Source organism: Croceitalea sp. W27 (assembly GCF_055693185.1).
Genome location: NZ_CM146327.1, coordinates 1,937,816 through 1,961,541 on the forward strand (window position 1 = coordinate 1,937,816; position 23,726 = coordinate 1,961,541).

General features: G+C 36.4%; 17 protein-coding genes. 5 read left to right on the top strand and 12 right to left on the bottom strand.

The features are described 5' to 3' along the window. Positions 1–2 precede the first annotated feature (2 nt). A complete protein-coding gene (locus ACZ1GR_RS08760) occupies positions 3–482 on the bottom strand; it encodes an ankyrin repeat domain-containing protein (RefSeq protein ID WP_472611750.1) in 480 nt (159 codons plus the stop codon). Positions 483–669: 187 nt separating this feature from the next. On the opposite strand from ACZ1GR_RS08760, the gene ACZ1GR_RS08765 reads away from it, so the two are divergent. Both ACZ1GR_RS08765 and ACZ1GR_RS08770 read left to right on the top strand, forming a co-directional pair. Continuing rightward, positions 670–2,874 (top strand): PAS domain-containing sensor histidine kinase, encoded by a 2,205-nt coding sequence (locus ACZ1GR_RS08765; RefSeq protein WP_472611751.1) that lies wholly within the window; start codon positions 670–672, stop codon positions 2,872–2,874. Beyond that, a complete protein-coding gene (locus tag ACZ1GR_RS08770; protein WP_472611752.1) occupies positions 2,871–3,272 on the top strand; it encodes a response regulator in 402 nt (133 codons plus the stop codon). The genes ACZ1GR_RS08765 and ACZ1GR_RS08770 overlap by 4 nt, the downstream gene beginning before the upstream one ends. A 30-nt stretch (positions 3,273–3,302) precedes the next feature. Here ACZ1GR_RS08770 and ACZ1GR_RS08775 read toward each other — a convergent pair whose 3' ends face one another. Together ACZ1GR_RS08775 and ACZ1GR_RS08780 are read right to left on the bottom strand one after the other, a co-directional pair. Next, on the bottom strand, positions 3,303–4,664 hold the full coding sequence (locus ACZ1GR_RS08775; RefSeq protein WP_472611753.1) for a DUF5689 domain-containing protein: 1,362 nt from the start codon (positions 4,662–4,664) through the stop codon (positions 3,303–3,305). 28 nt (positions 4,665–4,692) lie between these two features. Next, positions 4,693–7,416: a TonB-dependent receptor gene (locus ACZ1GR_RS08780; RefSeq protein ID WP_472611754.1), complete on the bottom strand. Its 2,724-nt coding sequence runs from the start codon at positions 7,414–7,416 to the stop codon at positions 4,693–4,695. Positions 7,417–7,512: 96 nt separating this feature from the next. Here ACZ1GR_RS08780 and ACZ1GR_RS08785 point away from each other — a divergent pair, with 96 nt between their 5' ends. After that, positions 7,513–8,550, top strand: a complete 1,038-nt coding sequence (locus tag ACZ1GR_RS08785) for an endonuclease/exonuclease/phosphatase family protein (protein ID WP_472611755.1) — start codon at positions 7,513–7,515, stop codon at positions 8,548–8,550. A 53-nt stretch (positions 8,551–8,603) separates the two neighbouring features. Continuing rightward, positions 8,604–9,116 (top strand): hypothetical protein, encoded by a 513-nt coding sequence (locus ACZ1GR_RS08790; RefSeq protein ID WP_472611756.1) that lies wholly within the window; start codon positions 8,604–8,606, stop codon positions 9,114–9,116. On the opposite strand, the gene ACZ1GR_RS08795 is transcribed toward ACZ1GR_RS08790, so the two are convergent. From ACZ1GR_RS08795 to uvrC, 8 genes are all read right to left on the bottom strand, one after another. Further along, entirely contained in the window at positions 9,117–9,554 is a 438-nt protein-coding gene (locus ACZ1GR_RS08795; RefSeq protein WP_472611757.1) for a hypothetical protein, read from the bottom strand. Between the two features lie 87 nt (positions 9,555–9,641). After that, on the bottom strand, positions 9,642–12,905 hold the full coding sequence (locus ACZ1GR_RS08800; RefSeq protein ID WP_472611758.1) for a TonB-dependent receptor: 3,264 nt from the start codon (positions 12,903–12,905) through the stop codon (positions 9,642–9,644). Positions 12,906–13,061: 156 nt separating this feature from the next. Next, on the bottom strand, positions 13,062–14,699 hold the full coding sequence (gene pgi / locus ACZ1GR_RS08805) for a glucose-6-phosphate isomerase (RefSeq protein WP_472611759.1): 1,638 nt from the start codon (positions 14,697–14,699) through the stop codon (positions 13,062–13,064). After that, positions 14,665–15,975 (bottom strand): peptidoglycan DD-metalloendopeptidase family protein, encoded by a 1,311-nt coding sequence (locus tag ACZ1GR_RS08810; RefSeq protein ID WP_472611760.1) that lies wholly within the window; start codon positions 15,973–15,975, stop codon positions 14,665–14,667. The genes pgi and ACZ1GR_RS08810 overlap by 35 nt, the downstream gene beginning before the upstream one ends. Position 15,976: 1 nt before the next feature. Further along, positions 15,977–16,942 carry a tryptophan 2,3-dioxygenase family protein gene (locus ACZ1GR_RS08815; RefSeq protein ID WP_472611761.1) on the bottom strand — a complete coding sequence of 322 codons (966 nt, stop codon included), beginning with the start codon at positions 16,940–16,942 and terminating at the stop codon, positions 15,977–15,979. 7 nt (positions 16,943–16,949) lie between these two features. Further along, positions 16,950–17,726 carry a DUF3108 domain-containing protein gene (locus ACZ1GR_RS08820; protein WP_472611762.1) on the bottom strand — a complete coding sequence of 259 codons (777 nt, stop codon included), beginning with the start codon at positions 17,724–17,726 and terminating at the stop codon, positions 16,950–16,952. 314 nt (positions 17,727–18,040) lie between these two features. Beyond that, positions 18,041–20,281, bottom strand: coding sequence for a patatin-like phospholipase family protein (locus ACZ1GR_RS08825; RefSeq protein ID WP_472611808.1), 2,241 nt, complete (start codon positions 20,279–20,281; stop codon positions 18,041–18,043). A gap of 13 nt (positions 20,282–20,294) precedes the next feature. Then, complete coding sequence (gene uvrC, locus ACZ1GR_RS08830; RefSeq protein WP_472611763.1) at positions 20,295–22,082, bottom strand: excinuclease ABC subunit UvrC; 1,788 nt, start codon at positions 22,080–22,082, stop codon at positions 20,295–20,297. 437 nt (positions 22,083–22,519) lie between these two features. Between uvrC and ACZ1GR_RS08835 the strand changes: the two genes are divergently transcribed. Next, positions 22,520–23,080, top strand: a complete 561-nt coding sequence (locus tag ACZ1GR_RS08835; protein WP_472611764.1) for a 5-formyltetrahydrofolate cyclo-ligase — start codon at positions 22,520–22,522, stop codon at positions 23,078–23,080. Here ACZ1GR_RS08835 and ACZ1GR_RS08840 read toward each other — a convergent pair. Beyond that, entirely contained in the window at positions 23,077–23,697 is a 621-nt protein-coding gene (locus ACZ1GR_RS08840) for a lipoprotein signal peptidase (protein ID WP_472611765.1), read from the bottom strand. The genes ACZ1GR_RS08835 and ACZ1GR_RS08840 overlap by 4 nt on opposite strands. Between the last annotated feature and the right edge of the window lie 29 nt (positions 23,698–23,726).

Consider the following 23,726-nt stretch of genomic DNA (forward strand, 5'->3'; position numbering starts at 1 on the left):
GACTAAATGTATTTTTTGAGAAGTTGTATCATCGGTTCTGATTCCTTAATTCTGGCGTGGTCCAACGCACTACTGCCCCTAGCATCTTTAGCAGTTACATCTGCCCCTTTTTTTAGTAATAGTTCTGCTATCTCTAAACGGTTAAAGGTCGCGGCATAAATAAGGCAGGTGCCGCCCATAGTGTTTTTATAATTGATGTCTGCACCAGCTTTGATCAGGCTTTCCGCAATACCTGAATAGCCTTTAAAACAGACTCCCATCAGGGCAGTATTACCAGAACTATCTTTTTCGTTTACATCTGTACCTCTGCTAAGAAAAAAATCGACCAAAGACCCATGGTTGTAGTATGAAGCCAAAATAAGTGGGGTCGAACCTCTAGAGTCTCTACTATTTATAACTTCGGGGTTTCTTTCAAGGAGTTCTTCGACCGCCTTTAAATTACCCTCTCGTATATTGCTAAAAAATGTTTCTTTAATATCCATCTTCTTCGAAAGTTATACAAAACTAAATAATGACTGTCGATTTTATTCAACTTTACCTTCTTTTCAACATAATATTGACTAATAAGTGAATCTCAATACTATTTAAAGCCCAAAAGCCGTTTAGGTCTTAGGTATAAGTAATTTCCTACTAATTGAAATTTTCTTAAATTCACGTAGTTTTTGGCCTATGATAAAATCTGAATCTAATATCTATACCTCTTTAATTCCTTTTTTACCACACTCGGTAGCATTGCTCGATGATAGAAACTGTTTCATTGATTGTTCCGATAAATGGGTAAAACTATTTGGAAAGAAAAAAGGCACACTACTGGGTAAAAATATTTTTGAGGTACTTCCTCTTCTTAAAGATAAAATTTCAAGAGCACTTGACAGAAAGGTAAGTGCTAAGACCAAAGAGTTTTATCAAGATGAATTTGTTCTTGAAAACGGGGCGAAAAAATGGTTTAAATGGAGCGTTAAACCAGTTTTAATTTCTGAAACCGACCACCATTTTGTGTCATTAGAAGATATTACATCAGAAAAGAAAAAAGAGGAACTCATTAATAAAGCAACTGAAGTTGCCAGAATTGGGTACTGGGAAGTAGAGATAGCTACCAACACTGTAATATGGTCAGATATTACCAAAGAAATTCACGAAGCCGCAAAAGATTATGAGCCTACCTTAGAGGAAGGAATTAATTTTTATAAAGAGGGGGAACATCGCGATCATATATCAAAACTTGTAAATACTGCAATTGCCACTGGAAAACCGTGGGATACCGAACTGATCATTGTAACTGTCAATGGTCGTGAAGTTTGGGTCAGAGCCAAAGGAGAGGTAGAAAGAGTCAACGGAGAACCTGTGCGTATTTTCGGCACTTTTCAAGATATTGACGAAAAAAAGAGGTCAGAATTAAGGTTTAATGAGGCTTCTGAACGTTTGACACTCGCAACAAAGGAGGCCAAAATAGGGATATGGCAGTATAATATTGCAGAAAACGAATTAATATGGGATGACAATATGTTCGCATTATACGGCATAAAGCGAGAAGACTTTTCGGGTGCTGTAGATGCGTGGGAAAAAAGTATTCACCCTGATGACAGAGAACGAGGTCAAAGAGAATTGGAAATGGCCATCAAAGGGGAAAAGGAATTTGACACCACTTTTAGAATTATAAAACCAAGCGGCAATATATTCCACATCAAAGCTTTTGCCACGGTCAAAAGAGATGATAAGGGTAATCCTCTAAGGATGTTAGGTACAAACTGGGATGTCACAGACTTGAAAACCACGCAACTTCAATTGCAACGCAGTGAAGAATCTTTTGTCGGGGCTTTTGAAAACTCATCTATAGGTATGGCCTTGGTCGGTCTCGATGGCAGATGGATGCAGGTAAACACCAGTTTATGTGAAAGCCTAGGTTACAGTAAAGAAGAACTTATAGACATCACTTTTCAAGATATTACCCACCCAGAAGATCTTGAAAAAGATATCAACTTATTACATGACCTCATTAATGGTAAGACCGAAAGCTATCAAATAAATAAACGCTACCATCACAAAAATGGAAACGTTGTACATGTACTTTTAACCGTAACCGCAGTTTATGGTGTAGAAGGTCATCTTTTGCATTTTATATCACAAATTGTAGATGTCACCAAAATGGTCGAAAGCGAACGCAAGCTTAAAGATTATTTGCAAGTTACACGTGAACAAAACCAAAGTCTATTAAATTTTGCACACATCGTATCACACAATCTACGTTCGCATTCTACCAATATGTCGATGTTGATAGACTTTTTGATGAAGGAGAACGATTTAGATGAAGTAAACAAAATTAAGGAAATGCTGCACTCTGCTTCTGGCGGTCTAACAGAAACAGTTGCACATTTAAATGAAGTTGTTCAAGTACGTACGAGCACCTTAGAAAAAATGAAGCCAGTAAACCTGAATAAAGCCATCTATGGGGCTTTAAGAAATCTCGAAGCTCAAATAGATGAGATGAACCCTGTTTTAAAAATAAAGGTGCCTAAAAAACACTTGGTCAATGTGGTACCTGCATATTTAGATAGTATTCTATTAAATCTTTTTACCAATGCAATGAAATATTGCTCGCCAAAACGTAAATTGAAAATTACGGTGACTTCTGAAGAAAAAAACGGAAATATAATAGTGAAGTTCAGTGACAACGGTTTAGGTTTAGATCTAGGGCGTTATGGAACTCGTGTCTTTGGCATGTTCAAAACCTTTCACAACCATAAAGATGCCAAAGGCATAGGGCTTTTTATTACAAAAAATCAAATAGAGGCCATGCGTGGTAAAATCGATATCGAAAGCAGCGTGGATGTGGGAACAACATTTATTATGAAATATGAAAAACCTGTCTTATGAAAAAAGTAAATTCTGCCTGTATCATTGACGATGATGATATATTTATCTATGGCACACGAAGAATAATGCAAGAAGTTCGTTTTTGTGACGATATCATCGTTTTTAAAAATGGTAAAGAAGCTATCGATGCTATGCAAAGCTATCTTCTTGAAGGTAAGAGTCTACCAGAGATTATCTTTTTGGATATTAACATGCCTATTATGAATGGTTGGGATTTTTTGGAGGAATTTACCAAAATTCCAAACCTAAATAAGGGTAAAATACTACTTTATGTAGTGAGTTCTTCCGTTGATCCATCAGACCTTCAGCGGGCCAAACAATTTGAGTTGGTCAACAACTATATCTTAAAACCTATATTACCGAAACAGCTCAACGAAATATTAGAAGCAATAGGTTAATAGACCAGACCATTTACCATTTGTAAATTTTCATTCCCTGAGCCCTGGCGTGAAATCTTCAGGCGCATTTTGGGGCATATTTGTTGTTCCATTGCCACCTGTGTCGTTAAAAACAGTCCATTCTGAAAAGGTGTATATTGAACTTGCTTGAACGACTTCTAAATTTCTAAAGGCTCTACCGTCTTCAAATTCGTGATTTGTACCTGAGCCATCTTCACCGATAACCCCAAAAACATCGATTACAGTACCGAAGGGGTCAACCAATTCTAAATTATCATCTCCATTAGAATCTGCCGGACTATTTGTAGAGACCGCTATGTCTGGCAAAAAACCATAGACCAATTCAAACTCGGCACCGTTTGGTGAAATTAGTAACGTGCTTCTGGCCTCGATGATATTGCCAGTTAAATCTATGGTTGAACTTATTTCTGTGTTGGCATTGGTATACCTTCTAAGCGTCCATCCATTTAAATCTAAAGGTTCATCATCGGCATTATATAACTCTACAAAGCGAGCCTCTGCATTGTTGTTTGGATCCGCCAATTCTGAAATAAAGATAGATGTAGATGTAAATTCGGTTACCGGTTCTACGCAGCGTTCATTTTCAAAACTTAAGTCTTCTAAACTTCTAATGGCTAGTTTAAAATCATCTCCCTCCTGCAATAAAACGCCTATGATACTGCCGTTATTTTCTGGGAGTATCTCTGATTGAAAATCAGCAAATCCGGAGTTGAGCATTAGCAATTCATTGCCTTTGCAATCTGTTACTATTCGTTCGGTTTCTTCCCTAACTTCAGCAAATGGAAGTCCAAAATCAGCAATTCTAAATTCCAGACTATCTAGCTGCACAAGCGTATTGACCAGGGTTTCATTTAAATTTTGAATAGCGGTTACTTTCGGTGTAATGGTAGCTGTATCTTCGCAACTTAAAAAAATATGCTCAGGTATTTTCAATGCTGGTAGTCTTCCGACTGAAGTAGTGCCAAAAGCGGCAAATGTTCCACCTAGTTTAAAGACTCCTCTGCTTTGCCCTAGGTAAAGGCCTTTAAGTTTGATGATTATTTTGCTGCCAACTTCAAAAAATAAATGAGATTCTCTTAAATCAACTTCAATTTGAAATCCTTCAGTTGGATTGCTAGGGTTATCTTGAAAATGAAGAACACTGAAAAAATTACCTGATTTATCGGATGATAGCACATAACCTTCAATAATCAAATCTTCCTGAATCTGAAGCAGTTCTCCGTTATACAATTCCTTTATCTGAGAAAATGAAGCATTGACAACTAAATCGTCTGAACAAGCATTGGAAATCTCATTAAATTCTGTATTCTTAACACAAGAATTTATGAGAAAAAGCAACATTGGTATCAGAAAAGTTATTTGCCTGTTCATTCTTTTTTAAACTTAAGCTTTATTCATTTCAAAAACTGACTGCCAGATTTAGAAAATACGTTCTACCGAACCCGTACCAATACTTTGGCGCAAAAGACGAATTGTCTCTTAAACTATCTTGTTGCAGCTGCCCAAAGTTGCCATTTCTACTTTGTTCATAGCCTCCAGTTCTAAATACAGCATCAAAAGCATTATTAATACTCATAAATATGCTTATATACTTACCATCTATTAACCATGATTTTCCGCCCACTAGATTCAGTAAGTAAAAGTCATCAAGTCTAGACTGTTTTAAAAGACTAGCAACATTTTCTCGTGTGGCATTGGGGAAAGCCTCGCCAGTTTCTGGATCTAGAAAAAAGCTTTGCGTTCTCGTAATTGTAGAAATATTGGCATAATTGTTACCCAAATAATTTGCAGTAGCGGCAATCCACCAATATTTTGGGTCGCGGTACTCCACCCCTAAAGCAAAAGCCTTTTGAGGACCTTGGGCCAATTTATAGTCCTTTATATTTGCTGCGCCTAAATCTATATTCCCTGAAATATCCAAAACCTCTTCTTCTGCCCCAGCAGTGTCAAAATTTATAGTGACCGACGGATTACTAGCGTATAAATATTTTGCAACATTGGCAACTGCTGAAAGTTTTACCTGTGATGAAAGTTGATATTCTAGGCCAAGCTCAACACCTGCGTGTAATCTATCCAAATCTGTAAGAACCTCTTGTACGAAATCTGAGCCTACCCCAGAATCTACAAAAAAGAAATTGATATCCGTTGTATTCTGAAATCGAGTATAGAAGGCCGAAAGTCTGCCTGTTAAATCGGGTAGTCGCAAAAAATAGTTGATATCGAGGGTTGAAACCGTTTCGTTCTCAATATTGGGCACTACTGCATTGTTCTCCCTTGGGTTAATAAATACATTTTGCAAAACTGGTGCTCTTTGAATATATGCAGCATTTGTTTCTATCCAATGTCTTCCAGATATTTTATAGGTTACACCTGCCTTTAAACCCAAGTTTGAAAAATCAACGACTTCACTTTCACCGCTAGAGTTTTCAACGAATCTTTCGTTCTGAAAGATTCCTGTTCTTTGATAATTCGTTTTTGAAATTTCGCCAGAAACAAAACCTTGCCAGCTATTCTTCTCAAATCCGAACTGTGTAAAAGCATTTAATAGCGTTGCATCGATTTCATAGTTGTAATTGAAAATATCTTTCTCTGTTTTCTCAAGAGAGCCGTTTCTGTCGTTCTGGGTATTCGAAAAAGGGTCGATATCCTCATGAAAGTCAGCGCCTAATAAATCCTGAATTTCAGCATAATTGTTTGAACTTAATTTTTGATAGTTGACACCAAAATCAAGTTTAAAACCTGAATTCAAATTTAGGTTTGCCGCAGTTGAAAATGAAATTTGCCGGTCATCAACAGTGTCGTTGTAATAGACATAAGCAGCCTTTCCATTAGAATTCGCCTGATACAAGTTTGCCCAATTGACTTGTCCGTTTCTTAAAAAACCTTCACGGGCAAGCGCCGCATTTGTAAAGTCGGCCCCTATTGGGTTATTGATATAAAAACTTGGCAAATACCTATAATAAGTCGGCTCTGGATTTGGGGCATTAAAATAGCCTAACCTGCTACGGGCATTTGTTCCGAATTGATATGCCAAACCGCTGATTATGTTTAATTTTTCAGACTTAAAATGATAATTGAACATTACAATCGGTTCAGAAATGTTTCGCTCTCTAGAATTTCTAATCGCTCCACTTTGCTCTCCCCAATAAGGGTTGTACTTATTACCGACCAACTCAAATACTTCCTCTGTAATTGCAGAAGAACGCCCACGTCTATTTTTTGCCAATATGCTTGTGAGCACAATACTATTCTCATCGTTAAGCTCATATTCTATTGCTCCAAAGAAAGAATAGGCATCGTATAAAGTTCCATCTATATAGCCTTCTTTAGCCCATCTTCTTGACGCAGAAAAAGAATACGAAAGCCCATTGCCATTAGTTCTAGATGTATATGTCGCCATTAAACGACCCGCATAAGTTCTATTTGAAGCAGAGGTCGACAAACGAATACCTGGTCTAAATTTAGAAGGCCGCATATCAATGTTCGTATTTCCTAATATTCCCCCGAAAGTATAGTCAGAAGGAGTTAATCCATTTGTGAATTGTTGATTTCTGATTACATCATTAAGACCGCCCCAATTATTCCATTGCGGACGGCCGTCAAAAAACTTGTTCATCCGAATTCCATTAATAAGTACCTGTCCATTTCTAGAATCGTAACCCCGTACCCTAAAGAAAGCCTGACCAAAATCAAAAGCTGCCCTATTCAGAAAAACATCTCTTGTTGCCTGCAGAATGCCGGCAGACAAGGAGACTGTTTCGTCGTCATCCGACAAATCAGATTCCGTAAGAGTAATCAAATTATCCGTTTGTTCGACAGTTATATCACTGCTCAAAGAAATTAAACCCAAGTCTAAACTTTGTCCTTCCAAAACAATAGGTATGCGTTTAGTATCGAAATAAGGAGCTGAAATACGAAGAATATAAGCTCCTTTTAATAAGGTAACCATTTCAAAAAGACCTTTGTCATTTGATAAGCTTGTCTCGCTAGTGCCCTCAATTGATACTAAAGCTTCTTTTAGAGGAGTACTCGTGCCATCTTTTTGTATGCTTCCGAAAAGACGAGTCGGTTCTTGTGCATAAACCAATGATGTTACACAAAAAAGAATGAAAAATAAGCGCATACAAATGGCAATCTGTACTTTAATGATACCTAAAATGTAAGAAATTCCTTGGACTTAGAATAAAAATTTGAAATGTTACCTTATTTTTATTTTACAATGAGAGTTCTATTATTACTAATAACATGTATTCCCTTTCTAGTTTTTAGTCAAGCTAAAAAGACCTTTAAAATAAAAACTGTTGCCTTTTACAATGTTGAAAATCTATTTGACATTGTTAATGACACATTGATTTTTGATGATGAAAGAACCCCTGAAGGGAGTTACAAATGGACCCAAAAACGTTACGAAAAGAAAATTGAACATGTTTCTAAAGTGCTTTCAGAAATTGGAAAAGAACTAACCAAAACCTCACCAGATATAATTGGCTTATGCGAAGTAGAAAATAAAAATGTGCTCAATGATTTGGTACAGCATAAAAATCTCAAACAAAACGATTATGGAATCATCCATTTAGACTCTCCGGATGAAAGAGGTATAGATGTCGCCTTGTTATACAAGAAAGCTTCATTTCTACCCACTTCTTTCAAAAGCCATAGACTACTCTTATTTAATGAAGAAGGTTATAGAGATTATACTAGAGACCAACTTGTTGTCAATGGCCTTTTAGATGAAGAACTAATATTCTTTATCGTGAACCATTGGCCATCTAGAAGTGGCGGTGAAGCTCGCAGTAAACCCTATAGAAGAAAAGCGGCAGAATTGAACAGAAGAATAATTGATTCTATTCAAGATATAGAACCTTATGCCAAGATTATTAGTATGGGAGATTTTAATGATGACCCTCGTGATACAAGTTTTAAAAAAGTATTGAAAACCAAAGGAAAAATAAAACAATTGGATAGTCTGTCTTTATTCAACCCCATGGAAAAACTGTTTAGAAATGGCGTCGGTACTTTGGCCTACAGGGACAAATGGAATCTGTTCGATCAGTTCTTTTTTACATCAAACCTTATTGACAAAGAAAAAGATGAATACTCTTTTTGGAAAGCTGGCGTATTTGCACCACCATATTTAAAAACTGCAAGCGGCAGATACAAAAGCTATCCCTATAGAACCTACGTGGGCACAACGTACCAAGGTGGCTATGCCGATCATTTTCCTATATATCTATATCTCATAAAAGCATATAAATAATTGTGTGCCTTACGCAACGCTGCAAACTTTTTGCATCTTGTGAGAAAAGAGCTATGAAAAAAGCAGGCTTGTATTTAATGGCCTTTTTGGTCAGTATCTCATGTAACCAAAGTGATGATGGTGTACCATGTGCTTTGCCCGATGGCAGTAGTGTTGATGTCATTGTTCAGTCAATGTATGTTGAATTGGTAGACGCCAATGGAACAAATCTCATTGCTAACGATACCTACCCTGGGCTTGACATTAGTGCCGAGAAAGATGGTTTTGTCATCCGCCCTGTAGTTTTTGATGAATCTAAAATACCTAACCTGCCAGAATCGGTCAAAGATATTATCGTTTTAGAGCTTTTAGGCCCAGAAGGAGAAAATACTTGGGTCATAAAACTGAATGAAAACGAAAACGACACCTTAGTAATCGATTTAAAGCATGGCGCCGCCGATGAATGTGGGTTATTTTTACTAGATGTGTTATCAGCTACCTATAATGGTGTCGAACAAATCGTTGAACCTTTTGCGGCGTATGATGTTGATTCTAAAATCGACTTTAAAATTACTGTAGTCAAATAATTAGTTAAACCATTGAGACCATGGAATACGGCTTAAAATCAATAAAAGGCCAAGTCCGTAGAATATGGCAATACTTTTAAATTTAGCGGTATCTTCTGTTTTCTTTTTATGACGTGACCACCCTATAGTAATTAAAGCAAGTGCTATAATATTTATTAATGGGTGCTCTAAAGCAAGTAATCTTGCTGGTGCGTTTAAGCCACCCATTCCTAAGGTTTGTATGGCTTTTAATCCATTAACCGAGGTAAAATATAGTATTAAGCCCACTACTAACTGTATGTGGCTTAAAATAAGTGCAAAAAGACTTACTCTCAGGTCCTTATCAAATCGAAACTCTCGTTTCCCTAACCAACCAGCAAAAGCATTGATAACAGCTAAAACTAAAATAGCAAGTACAACATAAGCAAAGTAAGAGTGAAGATTTTTTATAATTTCCATAGTAGCATTTTGATGTCTAAATGTACGAATTCTTTAAAAGAAAAAACCCCACTTTTAGTGGGGTTTTAAACTTATAAAATAGTTTTCTTAGTTGAATATGTATCTTATACCTAACTGCGCTTGCCATCTAGAAGATTGAATTCCTTGATCATCAAACTCCGTAAAATCAGGATTACCATTGTCATCCATAACGCCTTGGTTTATAATAAAAGTAGGTGTCCCATCAGTATCGACAGTCGTTAAAGGGTTTATATTACTCCCAACTCTTTTTAAGCGACCCCAATCCTTATTCAATAAATTCGTTAAGTTGAAAATATCAGCAGACAACTGAAAAGTATGTTTCTTATCACCCATGTTGAAGGAAAAATCCTGTAATAGTTTAAAATCAACAATATGACTCCATGGTCCTCTTTCTCCATTACGTTCAGCATAACCACCCCTATTTTCACGCAAATGATCGATACTGTTAATGAATGTATCTAGCTGTTGCCATTGTGAGGCCTGTTCTTCTGGAGTACCGGCGAACTGTATTTCACTTGCATCTGCTGGAATATATATTAAAGCATTATCCCTTGAGTCATCGTTTAATAATTCATTACCTCTGGTAGGTCTGTAAGTGAAACTATACGGTGATCCTTGAAAACCTTGATACAATAATGAAAAAGTAGTTTTAACATTATCATTCCAACTCAACTGGTAAGATGCGTTAGCGACTATACGATTGCCTAGAGCAAAATCAGAACGACTTACAGGTATATTTGAGTTCTTTCCATTTACTGTTTGGATGTTTCTCCATTGGGAGCTGTTCTGAGAAGATGTACCATCAAAAATCTTGTTAGATTCCCCATAGGTATACGAAACAGAACCAGCAAAGCCATTTTCAAAAGGTTTTCTCAAAGTAAACGTTGCGTTGGTGGCATTACCTCCTCCTGTATTGGAAGCTAAAATGATTCTACCATAGGTATTGTCCAACAAGTCACCAAAACTTCTAGTATAGAATGGTCTGTTATCAGCACCTCCGTAATTACCTACAGAAGCAGGAATGTTTAAGTTTTCATAATAGATATCTGTGATAACATCCGTATATAAGAAATCTGCAGAAGCTATCAATCCCCAGAAAGGAAGCTTTTGGTCAATAGCAATATTAAATTTAGCTACTTGGGGTAATTTAAAATCAGCAGCTATTAAATCTACGTTACCACTTAACCCTCCTGTGCCTGGCTCTACAGCTCTTGTTTGGTCATTAACATCTGGATTGAACTCAGTAACATTCGTGTTAAAGAAACCTGAGAATCCACCGGTAATACCATTATTGTTGTATGTACCGCCTGGCCATACCAAAGGAAGTCTTGACGTAAATACCCCTAAACCACCTCTTATCTGGGTCGTTCTGTTTCCATTTACATCCCAATTGAATCCTAAACGTGGAGAGAAAACCGCATTACTGATTTCCTGACCCACACGAGCACCCTGTAAATCTTTACCAGCCGCTTCTAAGATACCAACAGTAGTTGTATTGAAATCTTCATTTACAGGACCTGATTTCCATACCGGAAGATCTATTCTCGCTCCAAAACTTAATTTAAAATCATCGGTTACGGCAAAATCATCTTGCACGTAAAATCCATATTGCGACGTTTTAAAATCAGCAGAACCGTCAGATTCGTCTCCAACTGCAGTGCTGCCAACTAATGAATACCCGTGCTGAAACTCTTCTGGTTCTCTGTTATTTAAAAATTCATTCAATCCTGAAGAAACAAGATTGCCATCCGTATCAAAAATATCCTCATAGGTATAGCTGCCAAAGTTAAAAGCGAAAAACAAATTTTTAACATCTGCAAATTCGGCGTTCGCACCTAAAGTAACCGTATGACGACCAGCGTAGATTTCAAAATTGTTTGAGATTGTTAAGTAATCAGTATTCAACAAGTTAGCAGTTGAAAAAGGTTCAGCACCAAAATTTATAAAACCGTCTCCATCTTGAATTCCAACGGTTGGAAAAGGATTTCCTAAAGGATCTCTATCATCACGCACAGTAGTGTAACCAACAACCAAATTATTAGAAAATTTGTTGCCAAATCTAGAGTTTAATTCCAATGCAGTAGAATTGGTATTGGACACAAAAGATTCAGAACCATTTAGGAAGCCAATAGTTCTGTTACCAGAGTTACGTGCTTCCAAATTATCAGCACCAACATAGCTATGTCTTAAAGATAGATTATGGTCTTGATTAATATTCCAATCTAACTTAGCAACCAAAGTATTACTTTCTAAAGTTCTAGTATTATTATCAAAAATACCAATATCATAATCATACGTAGTTTGAACAAAATTTCTCAAATTAGTCAAATCAGCTTCTGATGCGCGACCCGTATAATTACTGAATGTAAATGGCTGAGGAGTTTCCGTCTCATTTCTTTCATAGTTTACAAAAAAGAATAACTTATCCTCTATAAGTGGTCCACCCAAACGAACGCCATAAGTGTTTGCAGAAAAATCATCTACTTTTTCACGCTCATCACCTTCGTTTATTAATGCTCCTGGTGTTTTACCAACCAAACTTTCATTTCTGGTAAAATAGTATGCAGAACCTTCAAATTCATTAGAGCCTGAACGTGTTATCGCGTTTATAGAACCTCCTGAGAAACCAGACTGCCTAACATCAAAAGGTGCAATGTTGATTTGAAACGTTTCAATAGCATCAACAGAAAGTGGATTCACCCCTGTTTGCCCACCATTAGTACCAGAACCTGCCAAACCAAAGACATCATTATTAACAGCACCATCAATATAGATTGCGTTATAACGGTTGTTCTGCCCAGCCAAAGAGATGGAAAACCCGTCATCACCCTCACTCAATTGCGCTTGAGGTGTTAAACGAACAAAATCTGCAATAGAACGTGAAGCTGCTGGAGTAGTAGCTACTTGACGTTGTGAAATGTTGGTCTCAGTCCCTGTTTTGTTCGATCCAAATACCCCATTAGAAACAGCAGTAACCACTACTTCATCAAGTGCAGTAGCCGATTCTACCATTTGAGAGCTAATTCTAACTGTTGAACCAAGATTTAAATAGACACCTTCTTTGACATCTTCATTAAAACCAACATAAGAAATCGTTACCGTGTAAGGACCTCCGGTACGCATACCTGAGATTCGGTAGAAACCATCAAAATCTGTTGCAGCTCCATACACAGTACCTGAAGGTGTATGAACAGCAACAATACTTGCGCCAGGAAGGGGCTCCCCAGCATTGTCAGTTATCTTACCACCTATTGCAGATGTGGTAACCCCCTGTGAAAATGCTGTAACACCAATAAAAAGCGCTACAATAACCAAGTAAATTTTTTTCATTTGTTTTGAGTGTTTAATTGTTTTATTAGCTCTGCAAAAGTCTTGTTTTAAACTTTTTGCAGTGTTAAACTAACGTTAAGATATGTAATACGCAAAACTTGTTAAAAGCTTACTAGGCAATTGTTTATAACTAATCTGAGCTTGTTAAAAAGTGAATTAATTCTTAAATTTTTGTAAAAGTGTCATTGTAGAGGAATCATGATTACCGATATCTGAATTTTCAATATCCTTTAATGTGTTTTTGGCAAGTTGTTTGCCCAATTCTACACCCCATTGATCAAAACTAAATATGTTCCAAATAATCCCCTGAACAAAAATTTTATGCTCGTACATAGCTATTAAAGCCCCAAGGGTTTTCGGAGTAAGTTTTTCTATTAATATGGTATTGGTAGGTTTATTTCCTTCAAATACTTTAAAATTGGCCAACTTAGCAATAGCGTCGTGTTCTAAACCATTGGATTTAAGTTCCTCTACTACTTCGGCTTTTGTTTTTCCGTTCATCAATGCCTCGGTTTGAGCAAAGAAATTGGCCATTAGTTTGTTGTGATGACCCTTATTTCCATGTAAGGAATACTTAAAACCAATAAAGTCGGTCGGAATCACTTTTGTTCCCTGATGAATTAATTGAAAGAATGCATGTTGTGAATTTGTGCCTGGTTCGCCCCAAATTATAGTACCTGTCTGGTAAGGAATTTTGTTTCCTTCACGATCAACACTTTTACCATTACTTTCCATTATCCCTTGCTGCAAGTATGCTGAAAAACGACTTAAATATTGGGTGTAAGGTATAATAGCTTCTGTTTCCGCACCGTAAAAATTATTATACCAAACACTTAACAGTGCCAGTATTACGGGGATATTTTCTTTGAAGTCAGCTTCTTTAAAATGGACATCCATTTCGTTAGCTCCTGCCAATAGTTCATCAAAGTTTTCATACCCAACAGCTAAAGCGATTGATAAGCCTACGGCGCTCCATAGTGAAAAACGCCCCCCTACCCAATCCCACATTGGAAAAACATTCTCTTGGGCAATTCCGAATTCCTCGATCTTTTCAGTATTGGTAGACACCGCAGCAAAATGCGCAGCAATATCTTTTTGTGAGGCATATTTTAAAAACCACTCTTTAATCGTGGTGGCGTTGCTAAGGGTTTCTTCCGTAGTAAAAGTTTTAGAAACAACAACAAATAAAGTGGTCTCTGCATTAAGTTCTTTGAGCACTTCATTTACATGGTCGCCATCAACATTACTTACAAAATGAAGCTTTAAATGATTTTTATAGAACTTAAGGGATTCCGTGACCATTGCAGGCCCCAGGTCTGAGCCTCCAATGCCAATGTTAACGACATCTGTGAAGGCTTTTCCTGTAAATCCGGTTTTCTCACCTGATATAATAGCCTGGCTAAAAACTTTTATATGTTCTTTTACCCCATAAACTTCGGGCACCACATTAACTCCATCAACAAGAATTGCATCTCCTTTTTTAGCTCTTAAAGCCGTATGCAAGACAGACCTGTCTTCTGTTTGGTTTATTTTTTCGCCACTATAATAACTGCTAATAGCTTCTTTGAGGCCTACCTCATCGGCCAGTTGCAGCAACAATGATAGGGTCTCATCAGTAATTCTGTTTTTTGAAAAATCTACGTAGAAATCTTTCCATTCAATAGCAAACTTTGCCGCTCTTTTGTGGTCTTGAAGAAATAAATCTTTTAACTGTTTTTCTTTTGAAGCTTCAAAGTGTGAAGCAAGTTCTGACCAAGCCTTAGTTGCTGTCGGATTGATTTTTGGTAGTGTCATCTTGTTGGTTAAGTGTGATTAAATCTTCTTCTTGTCCTTTGGGTTCTTGATATTCAATACAATCTAACTGTGTCTTAATCGGTTCAATATGTTCTAAATAAGCGGTTCGTAAAGAATCGACTATTGGATCAGCTGAGGGTAATTTTTCTCGAAGAGGATCAACTTGCCTGCCATTTTTCCAAAAACGATAACAAACATGGGGGCCACCTGTATTGCCTGTCATCCCTACCCATCCAATCACATCACCTTGCCTGACATATTCCCCTTTTTTCACCTTTTGAGCCTTCATATGCAAGTACTGTGTACTATAGGTTCCATTGTGTTTTATCTTAACATACTTGCCGTTACCCCCTCTTCTTCTAGACTCCGTTACGGTACCATCTGCTGTGGCCACTATAGGCGTTCCAATTGCCGCTGCATAATCAGTGCCTTTATGAGGCCTAACTTTATAGCCATAATAGGCAATTCGTCTTCTTAAATTATATCTTGAAGACAAGCGATAGTTAAATTTAATAGGCGCCTTTAAAAAAGTACTTCGAAGGTTATTTGCATCTTGGTCGTAATAATCTGTGAGGCTTTTTAAAGAATCTGCCACGTAGGGAAATGCATAAATAGGCTTGCCCTTATGTTTAAAATAGGCTGCTTTTATAGGCCCAACGCCAGCATAAATAGAATCATTAATGTAGCGCTCATCATAAATAATTTTGAACTTATCCCCTTTTTCTAGCCTAAAGAAATCAATAGTCCAAGCATAAATATCGGCTAAATTCAAGGTCACATTATAGTCAACACCTAAAGAATCCATATCAAGAGATAGTGAATTCTTGATCTCCCCCGCTATTTCCCGCTCCTTATAACTTACCCTTCTTTTACTCCTATAGACTTTTGCCGAATCTTGTAAGTCAAAAACAGTATAATTTATCTTGTCATTCTGATAAATGAATACTTGGGCCTTTTCTAAAGAATCTTTAGATTTTAAAATAAAATAGGGCTTGCCAACATTAATCTTTCGAACATCGAAAGTATCTCTGAACTTTTCAGAAATGGTAATTACTTTTTCATAATCTACATTGTTCTTTAGCATTAATTGACCAAAACTATCACCGTTGCGAACAGTATCTTGAACAATGCTGTACCCGTCAAAATCGAATCCAAACCTTTTTACAACCGGCTCTTCAATAGGTATTTGTGCAATTTCTTTTGGTTGCACAGGTTTGTTTTCTTTACATGATATAAAGATGGTCAATGCTAAAATAGCGCCCCAATATTTATGCATTTTACGCTTTATTATTTGGATTAAAAATATGATCTACCCACTGTTTCCCCCAGGTATTCAACTCCATTTCTGAATGCAAATTTGGGAAAAATATTATTTTCTGAAAACTTGGAGGTAAATACGCTTTCCAATTAGTGCCCCCAGTGGCATCAACAGGTGCTTTATCCTTACCCAGATAACGGTATGCGGAACCCATGTGCATTAGTGGCCAATTAACATTGGCGTTCACATCCAATTCTTTCAAGACCTCGATTAATTCTTTGTTCTCCTTTGATTTTGAGGGAAGATTAAGGTATTTACTATACATCGTATTACCCTTCACTTGGTTGGCAATTCTTAATAATCTTGGGGTATATCTAAATTCAAACTGTTTTAAAGTAAGTGTTTTTTCACCGGTAGTAATATCCGTCGCGCCCTTTTTCCAATAGATGTGTTCATATAATTCCTCAATAGAATTTGCAACAGAAAAATCAGCCCTTTGCGTGTGATGCACCAAATTTTCCATAGGTGTGGCGTAAATCTCGATCATTCTGTATTGCGCAGATTGAAAGCCACTTGCAGGAAGCAGCGCCATTCGATAACGTAAAAATTGTTCACGGTCCATCCCCTTTATCATAATACTAAAAGAAGAGGTCAGTGCTTTGTAATAACTATTGATACGATGCACCTTGTTTATAAAAAACTCAAGATCTTGTGATTTATCTTCTACCAACTGTTTCTGTTCATGCAAAATAAGCTTGAAATACAGCTCGGTAATTTGATGGTACATGATAAAAATCTCCTCATCAGGAAAGTGTGTTTTGGGCACCTGTATACTTAGAAGCGTATCTAGATGAATATAGTCCCAATAGGTTAAATACCTTTGGTAAAGTAGACCGTCGAGGTAAGAGCTAAGGTCTTGTCCTGAATTTTTAAACTTTTCTTCAAGCTTGTTGATTTGGGACTCAATTAGCTCGTCTTTCTTCATTTAGTGATCACTTCATAATTATCTTGAACTGATTTTTAAGTCCATTATATCCATCTAAATCTGCTTTGATCGAGCCTACGGCCAAATCTGCCTTTATACGAATAGGAATCTTATTTAAATCGTTCGATACCCACAAAGTTAAGCTTTCTTGCTCTTTAAAAACCCTGCCTGATTGTACATAAGGCCTAAATTTTAAGCAGTCTACTTTTCCATACTTGGTTTTAACCACTTCAGTACCTAAAAATTTTAATTTGAACTTGTACATTCCGTCATCATCATACAACATATCAATACTGATACTTTCTCCCACTTTAAAGTCTTCAAGATCATAATTACTTCTAAGATAATATGAGGCCGAAATTAAATCTTGCACCTTGTGATTAATCGCAATATTATAATCTTTCTTGTTCTTTTTATCTTCAAGTAAAGCGGATGATTTATCGTAGTCGAAATTTATTTCAATATCCTTAGTATAGCCCCCCTCGTCTATTTTTCTGACAAAACGATAGGGTTTGCTGTTATACTTATCAAAATAGCTTTCATACCTATCATCGACCTTAAAAAACCATCTTGCCATACCAGTAGTTCTACCTTTGCCCACGGCATGATAAACCGGCGTTCCATTTAAGTTTTCTGAGGTAAGTTTTAGAGTGGCAAAACTTGCATTAAAAATGCCATAGTGAATTCTGAACTTCAACCACTCACCAGCCTTGTAGGCAGGTTTCTGTTGTGCTGAAACACCCAGCATCAAAAATGAAATAATGATGAAAGTAAGTTTTTTCATAGCAGATAAACTAACATTAAAAATACTATATAAAATGGCTTTATTCGCACATTTACTTTTACTAAAACAAAAGTTATTCCAAAGTATTGTACAAAAAAAGCCCTGATGCTTACATCAGGGCTTTCTCTAAATAACCAACCAAACTTTAAATTATGAAAAACCAATACTTAAAGTAGTGAGGGAACCACCCCTCTTGTTATACAAATGTATGACAGCTTAACTTAGAAATCTCAGGTTTTAACGTACTTTAACTTAGCTTGACCATAGTTGGTTTTCTTTTAAGAATAATTACCATTTTTTAGGATAATATTTTGCTAAAACCAATACCCAATGCTAAAAAGGACTTCGCTCTCATTCCGTTGTGGCGACCATGAATAATAAATCTGCAAAGGGCCAAGGAAAGATTCGAACCCATAACCGATGCCATAACCTGAAAAATTAGGTTCTGTAAACCACTCTCCCGTTCTGAATAGGTCATCATCTACATTTGCAACGTTGGCGGTAAAAAGTGCATGATTTTTTGGAGCGAATTCGTAGTCCAACCTGGCGTAAGCCTTTACGAAACTATTGCCCGGGAGTGATAAAAAATCATACCCGAAAAAGGGAATAAAGTTGTGAGTCGGTTCACTGCCAAATCCTCCTAAAATAAAATCGAAAGAAGATACATTCGAGGTCCCTAACTTAAAGCCACCCTCAGTTTCAATATTTAAGGTCAAATTTTTGAGCCATGTAAATGCCCCTCCCATGCGTGCCTTGGTTATCGAAAAATCCTTAAAATTATTATTAAAATCAGAAGAAAGTATGTAATAGTGAAAATCTCCATCAAAATATAATCCTTTAGTCGGAAAGTACTTGTCATCATAAGTATCGAGTTTTAACTTTCCGTAGGTGCTAAAATAGTTGCTGTTTTCAAAAAAAGTACGATCAGTAGGAGGAGGAACAGCTGCTAGTGCGCCTATATTATTATTTAAAGTTCTTGTACTATAGCGCAACAATTTATGTTCAAGACCAATGCTAAAAGCAAATTCTTCTTTTAAAACAGTTTGCAGATATACTTGATTGGTCAAGTCTGTTACATCAAGATTGATTTCGCTGATATTTGGGTCATCGGGCACATCAAAATTTGAACGTATAAGACCAAAATCAACCTCTTTATCAAAGTCATTAAAATTCGAATTTACCCCAAAACTCCAGTAAAACCCTTTATCTAAGTAGTACTGAAAATTGTAGCGCACATGATCGCCCAAAATAAAATCAAATGACGCCACATCATCTTTTAGCAATAGGTTTTTTCTGGTAATGTTCAACAAAGCCGCACTTTTATATAAATCATCATAATGAGCGCTCATTTTAATATACATCTTGGTGGCATTCTCTTTTAATTTCAAGATCAAATCTGTACCAAGACCATTTGAGACCAACTCGTACCGTATCGCTTTAAAATTACCCGTTGCAGCAAGGTTATTAATTCCCTGCTTTAATTTCTCGAACGGAATTTTATCTGCAAGATTAAAACGCAGCTTTCCTTTGATATATCCTCTGGTGTATCTATTGTTGCCTTCTATAATCAATCTATTGATACTGAGGCTATCCATACTTTTTCCTATAATTCGATTTGCCCGTTTCGATTGTTTTTTTTCCGCCAAGGCCTTTAAATCCATCCATTTTTCTTTTGCCCCAATTTCCCCTATCTCAATAATTGTTGATCCCTTTTCAAAATCAATTACTGAAAAATCTTCGATATTGGGTTGAATATAGATGTCTGTTTCTTCCCTTTTTTTAACCATATCATTTACGGTACGGTAATTATTTATTTGCAATAAAACTTCCGTTGCCGATGATAAAGATTCTCTTTTGGCCAAAGCATCTTGCACATCGATACCAATAATAACATCTGCTCCTAGATTTTTAACCTCATCTATTGGATAGTTATTGACCACACCCCCATCTATAAATATTTTACCATCCAACTCTGTTGGTTCAAATAGAGAAGGTAATGTACCACTTGCCATAATAGCTTCAGGCAAGTAGCCACTATCTAACAATATAGGATCGCCGGTCTCAACGTTGGTAGCGATACATAAAAAAGGGATTGGAAGTTTATTAAAATCTCTTATATCCTTTACATGGAACAATAAGCGAACGAATTCATTGTAGATATTTTGCCCTCCGGATATCGCTTCTGGAAAGGAAACTTTAAAGTTATCAAAAGGCAAACCTAGAGCATAGCGCTCAGAATCGTCCTTTTCATAAAATGATTTTGCCCCTCTCGGCACATTATCTTGAATTAGCTTTGAAAAATCTGTTGATTTAAATATCGAATCCAATTCATTAGCCGTATAGCCCGAAGCATACAAGGCACCCACTATAGCACCCATACTGGTGCCGCCTATATAATCTATCTCTACCCCAGCTTCTTCAATTATTTTTAGCGCCCCGATATGTGCTAGCCCTTTTGCACCTCCACCGCTTAGTACAAGCCCAACTTTAGGTTCTTCTTGTGAGCATACCAAAGTACATACTAAAAGTAAAAGAAGTGTTATCTTTTTCTTCATTCGAATTCCATTCTTAATGAAATGATTCATAAACTTTTTTGGCTTTGGCCATACCTATTGACTTTGCCAGATTATCTATTGATGCCTCGCGTATTCTTTTTACCGATTTAAAACTTTTAAGCAATTGCTCAGCGGTTTTCCCGCCTATACCTTCAATCTTTTCCAGCTCTGAATTAATGGCTGCTTTACTTCGCTTATTTCTGTGAAAAGAAATACCAAAACGGTGCGCCTCGTTACGAAGTTGTTGGATAATTTTTAGCGTTTCGGATTTTTTATCTAGGTATAGAGGAATCGGGTCTTCAGGAAAATAGATTTCTTCCAACCGCTTGGCTATACCTATAATAGCAATTTTACCTCTTAAACCTAAAATGTCTAGGCTCTTTAGTGCTGATGATAATTGCCCTTTGCCACCGTCAATTACAATTAACTGTGGCAAATCTTGAGCCTCGTTCAACAGTCTTTTATACCTTCTAAATACGACCTCTTCCATTGAGGCAAAATCATCTGGACCTTCAACCGTCTTTATATTATAATGGCGGTACTCTTTCTTTGCCGGCTTACCGTCTCTAAAAACAACACAGGCCGCTACGGGATTAGTTCCTTGAATATTAGAGTTGTCAAAACACTCTATATGTGTTGGGGCTTCGGACAACCTTAAGTCGGACTTGATTTGTGCCATGATACGTTTGGCGTGGCGATCTGGGTCTACTATTTTTATTTGCTTAAAGCGCTCTTGCCTGAAGAATTTGGCATTTCGGGTTGATAGATCCAATAGTTTTTTCTTATCTCCTAATTTTGGGATAGTAATCTTAACATCCTTATCCACTTCAACGGCAAAAGGCAGGTACAATTCTTTAGAATCAGATTTAAAACGTTGGCGCAGTTCAACGATGGCCAATTGCAATAACTCTTCATCTGTTTCTTCTAGTTTCTTTTTTATTTCTAGGGTGTGTGATCTTATAATTAATCCGTGAGAAACTTGTAAAAAATTCACGTAGGCATGGGTCTCATCAGAAAAAATAGAGAAAATATCAACATTGCTAATTTTAGGATTGACAACTGTCGATTTTACCTGGTAGTTTTCCAATACTTCTATTTTCTCTTTGATACGCTGCGCTTTTTCAAACTCCATTTCTGCTGCGAGCGTTTTCATCTGATGTTTAAAATAGAGTAATGAGCTTTTAAAGTTTCCCTTGATGATGTCTCTAATATCATCTATTTGTTTGTGATATTCGACGGCTTCTTGCAAATTTTCACACGGTGCTTTACAATTACCCAAATGAAACTCAAGACATCGCTTGTACTTGCCAGCATTTATTTTCTCCTCCGAAAGGTCATAATTACATGTTCTTAGTGGATAAACACTTTTAATCAAATCCAAAAGTGTCTTTACCGTCTTCATACTCGTGTACGGACCAAAATATTCCGACCCATCCTTAATCAACTTTCTGGTTGGAAATATCCGAGGGAAACGCTCATTTTTTATACAAATCCAGGGGTAAGACTTATCGTCTTTAAGCAACACATTATACCTAGGTTGGTATTTTTTAATAAAATTATTTTCAAGTAGTAATGCATCTGATTCGGTAGCTACTACAATATGCTTGATAGACCTTATTTTTTTCACCAATACCCGCGTCTTTCCATATTCGTGGTTTTTGGTAAAGTATGATGACACCCGTTTCTTGAGATTTTTAGCCTTACCTACATAAATAATAGTATCGGATTCATCGTAAAACTGATAAACACCGGGGCTATTGGGCAACGAACTTATTTGAACTTCAATCGGTAAATGTACCATGTGAGCTTTAAGAAATTTAAGGTGCAGTACACTTGGTTAAATTACTACCTTTTTAAAAAAGCATGAATCGTTTTTAATTTTTTAACTCAAAAATCAATGTGATAACCTTAGAATTACATGTGGTTTACAAAACCTAAATACATAGTATGTTGTTGTTAACTATTACATTAAACTGAAGAATTAATTTTCTTTTTCTTAAAAAAACTACAAAAAAAAGTGTAATTCAACGATAAAATTGCGCAGTTCATAGGTTGTATGTAAAATTTTTCTTTATATTTAAATCAAATTAAAGTTACCCCCTATGGAAAACTATTTAATTGTTTTAGGTATGTATCTGATTTTGATGCTTTTCTTCAAAATCTACTTTGCTGTCTCAACGAGAGAGTAGAACTTATCTTAAACTGCCCCCAACAGTATCTTCTATTTTAAGAAGTTAGATGCGAAAAATTGAACTTAGAGAGGCCTACCGAAACAAAAGGAGAAAACTTAGTTTCGAAACCATACAAAGTCAGAGTTTAAAAATTTCCAATAATATACTCCAAATGAATATTTGGAGTTTTTTTTATTATCATGTTTTCTTGACCATTACCGAAAGTAAAGAGGTTGATACCTCTTATCTTTTAACCTTGCTTCATGGTAAGGATAAAAATGTTATTGTACCTAAAACAGTGGGAGAAAAGCAACTGGAGCATTTTCTTCTTACCGACAGCACACTGCTCAAAAAAAACAAATGGAATATTCCAGAACCCGTAAATGGTATTCTTATTGATGAAAAACAACTAGAAGTTGTTTTTATCCCCCTACTTGCTTTTGATTTAAAAGGAAATAGAGTAGGATACGGAAAAGGGTTTTACGATACATTTCTCGAAAAATGCAATGCCAATGTCTTAAAAATAGGGCTATCTTTTTTTGAAGCTGAAAGGGAAATCGAAGATGTTGACAAGCATGACATACCTTTAGACTACTGCGTTACACCAGAAAAAGTATATGAATTTTAACTTTCTGTCTTTGCGAAGGCTCTTTTATTAAAGAAAATCAAAATTCCGACCCCAGTGCTTATCGCAGTATCCGCGATATTAAAAATAGGTTCGAAAAATCGAAAGTTTTTACCTCCAACACGAGGCACCCATTCTGGCCAAGTAGTATCAATCAAAGGAAAGTACAGCATGTCTACCACTTTTCCATAAAAGATATTACCGTAAGGTTCATTAGAAAACAATTCGGCAACTTGGTTATTACTGTCATTAAACAACAGTCCGTAAAAAACAGAGTCTATAATATTACCCAAGGCCCCAGCAAAAATCAAGGATACGGCAAGTATCAGTACTTTGGGAGATTTCTTTTTGATGATATCAAAAAGCCAATACCCTATACCGAAAATCGCGAATAAACGGAATATGGTTAAAAACAATTTTCCTAATGACTCAGAAATAGGTAGAATATCGCTAAGCTTTGTACCCCAAGCAGCCCCTTCGTTTTCAATAAACAAAATTTTAAACCAGCTAAAAACCTGAACAGATTCGCCTAAAACAAAATTTGTTTTAATATATATTTTGCTCAATTGGTCTATGACCAAGATGATAACAATAAGTAAAATAGATTTCTTTAAATTCATTTCTATTTGATAACTGGGGCAAAAATAGC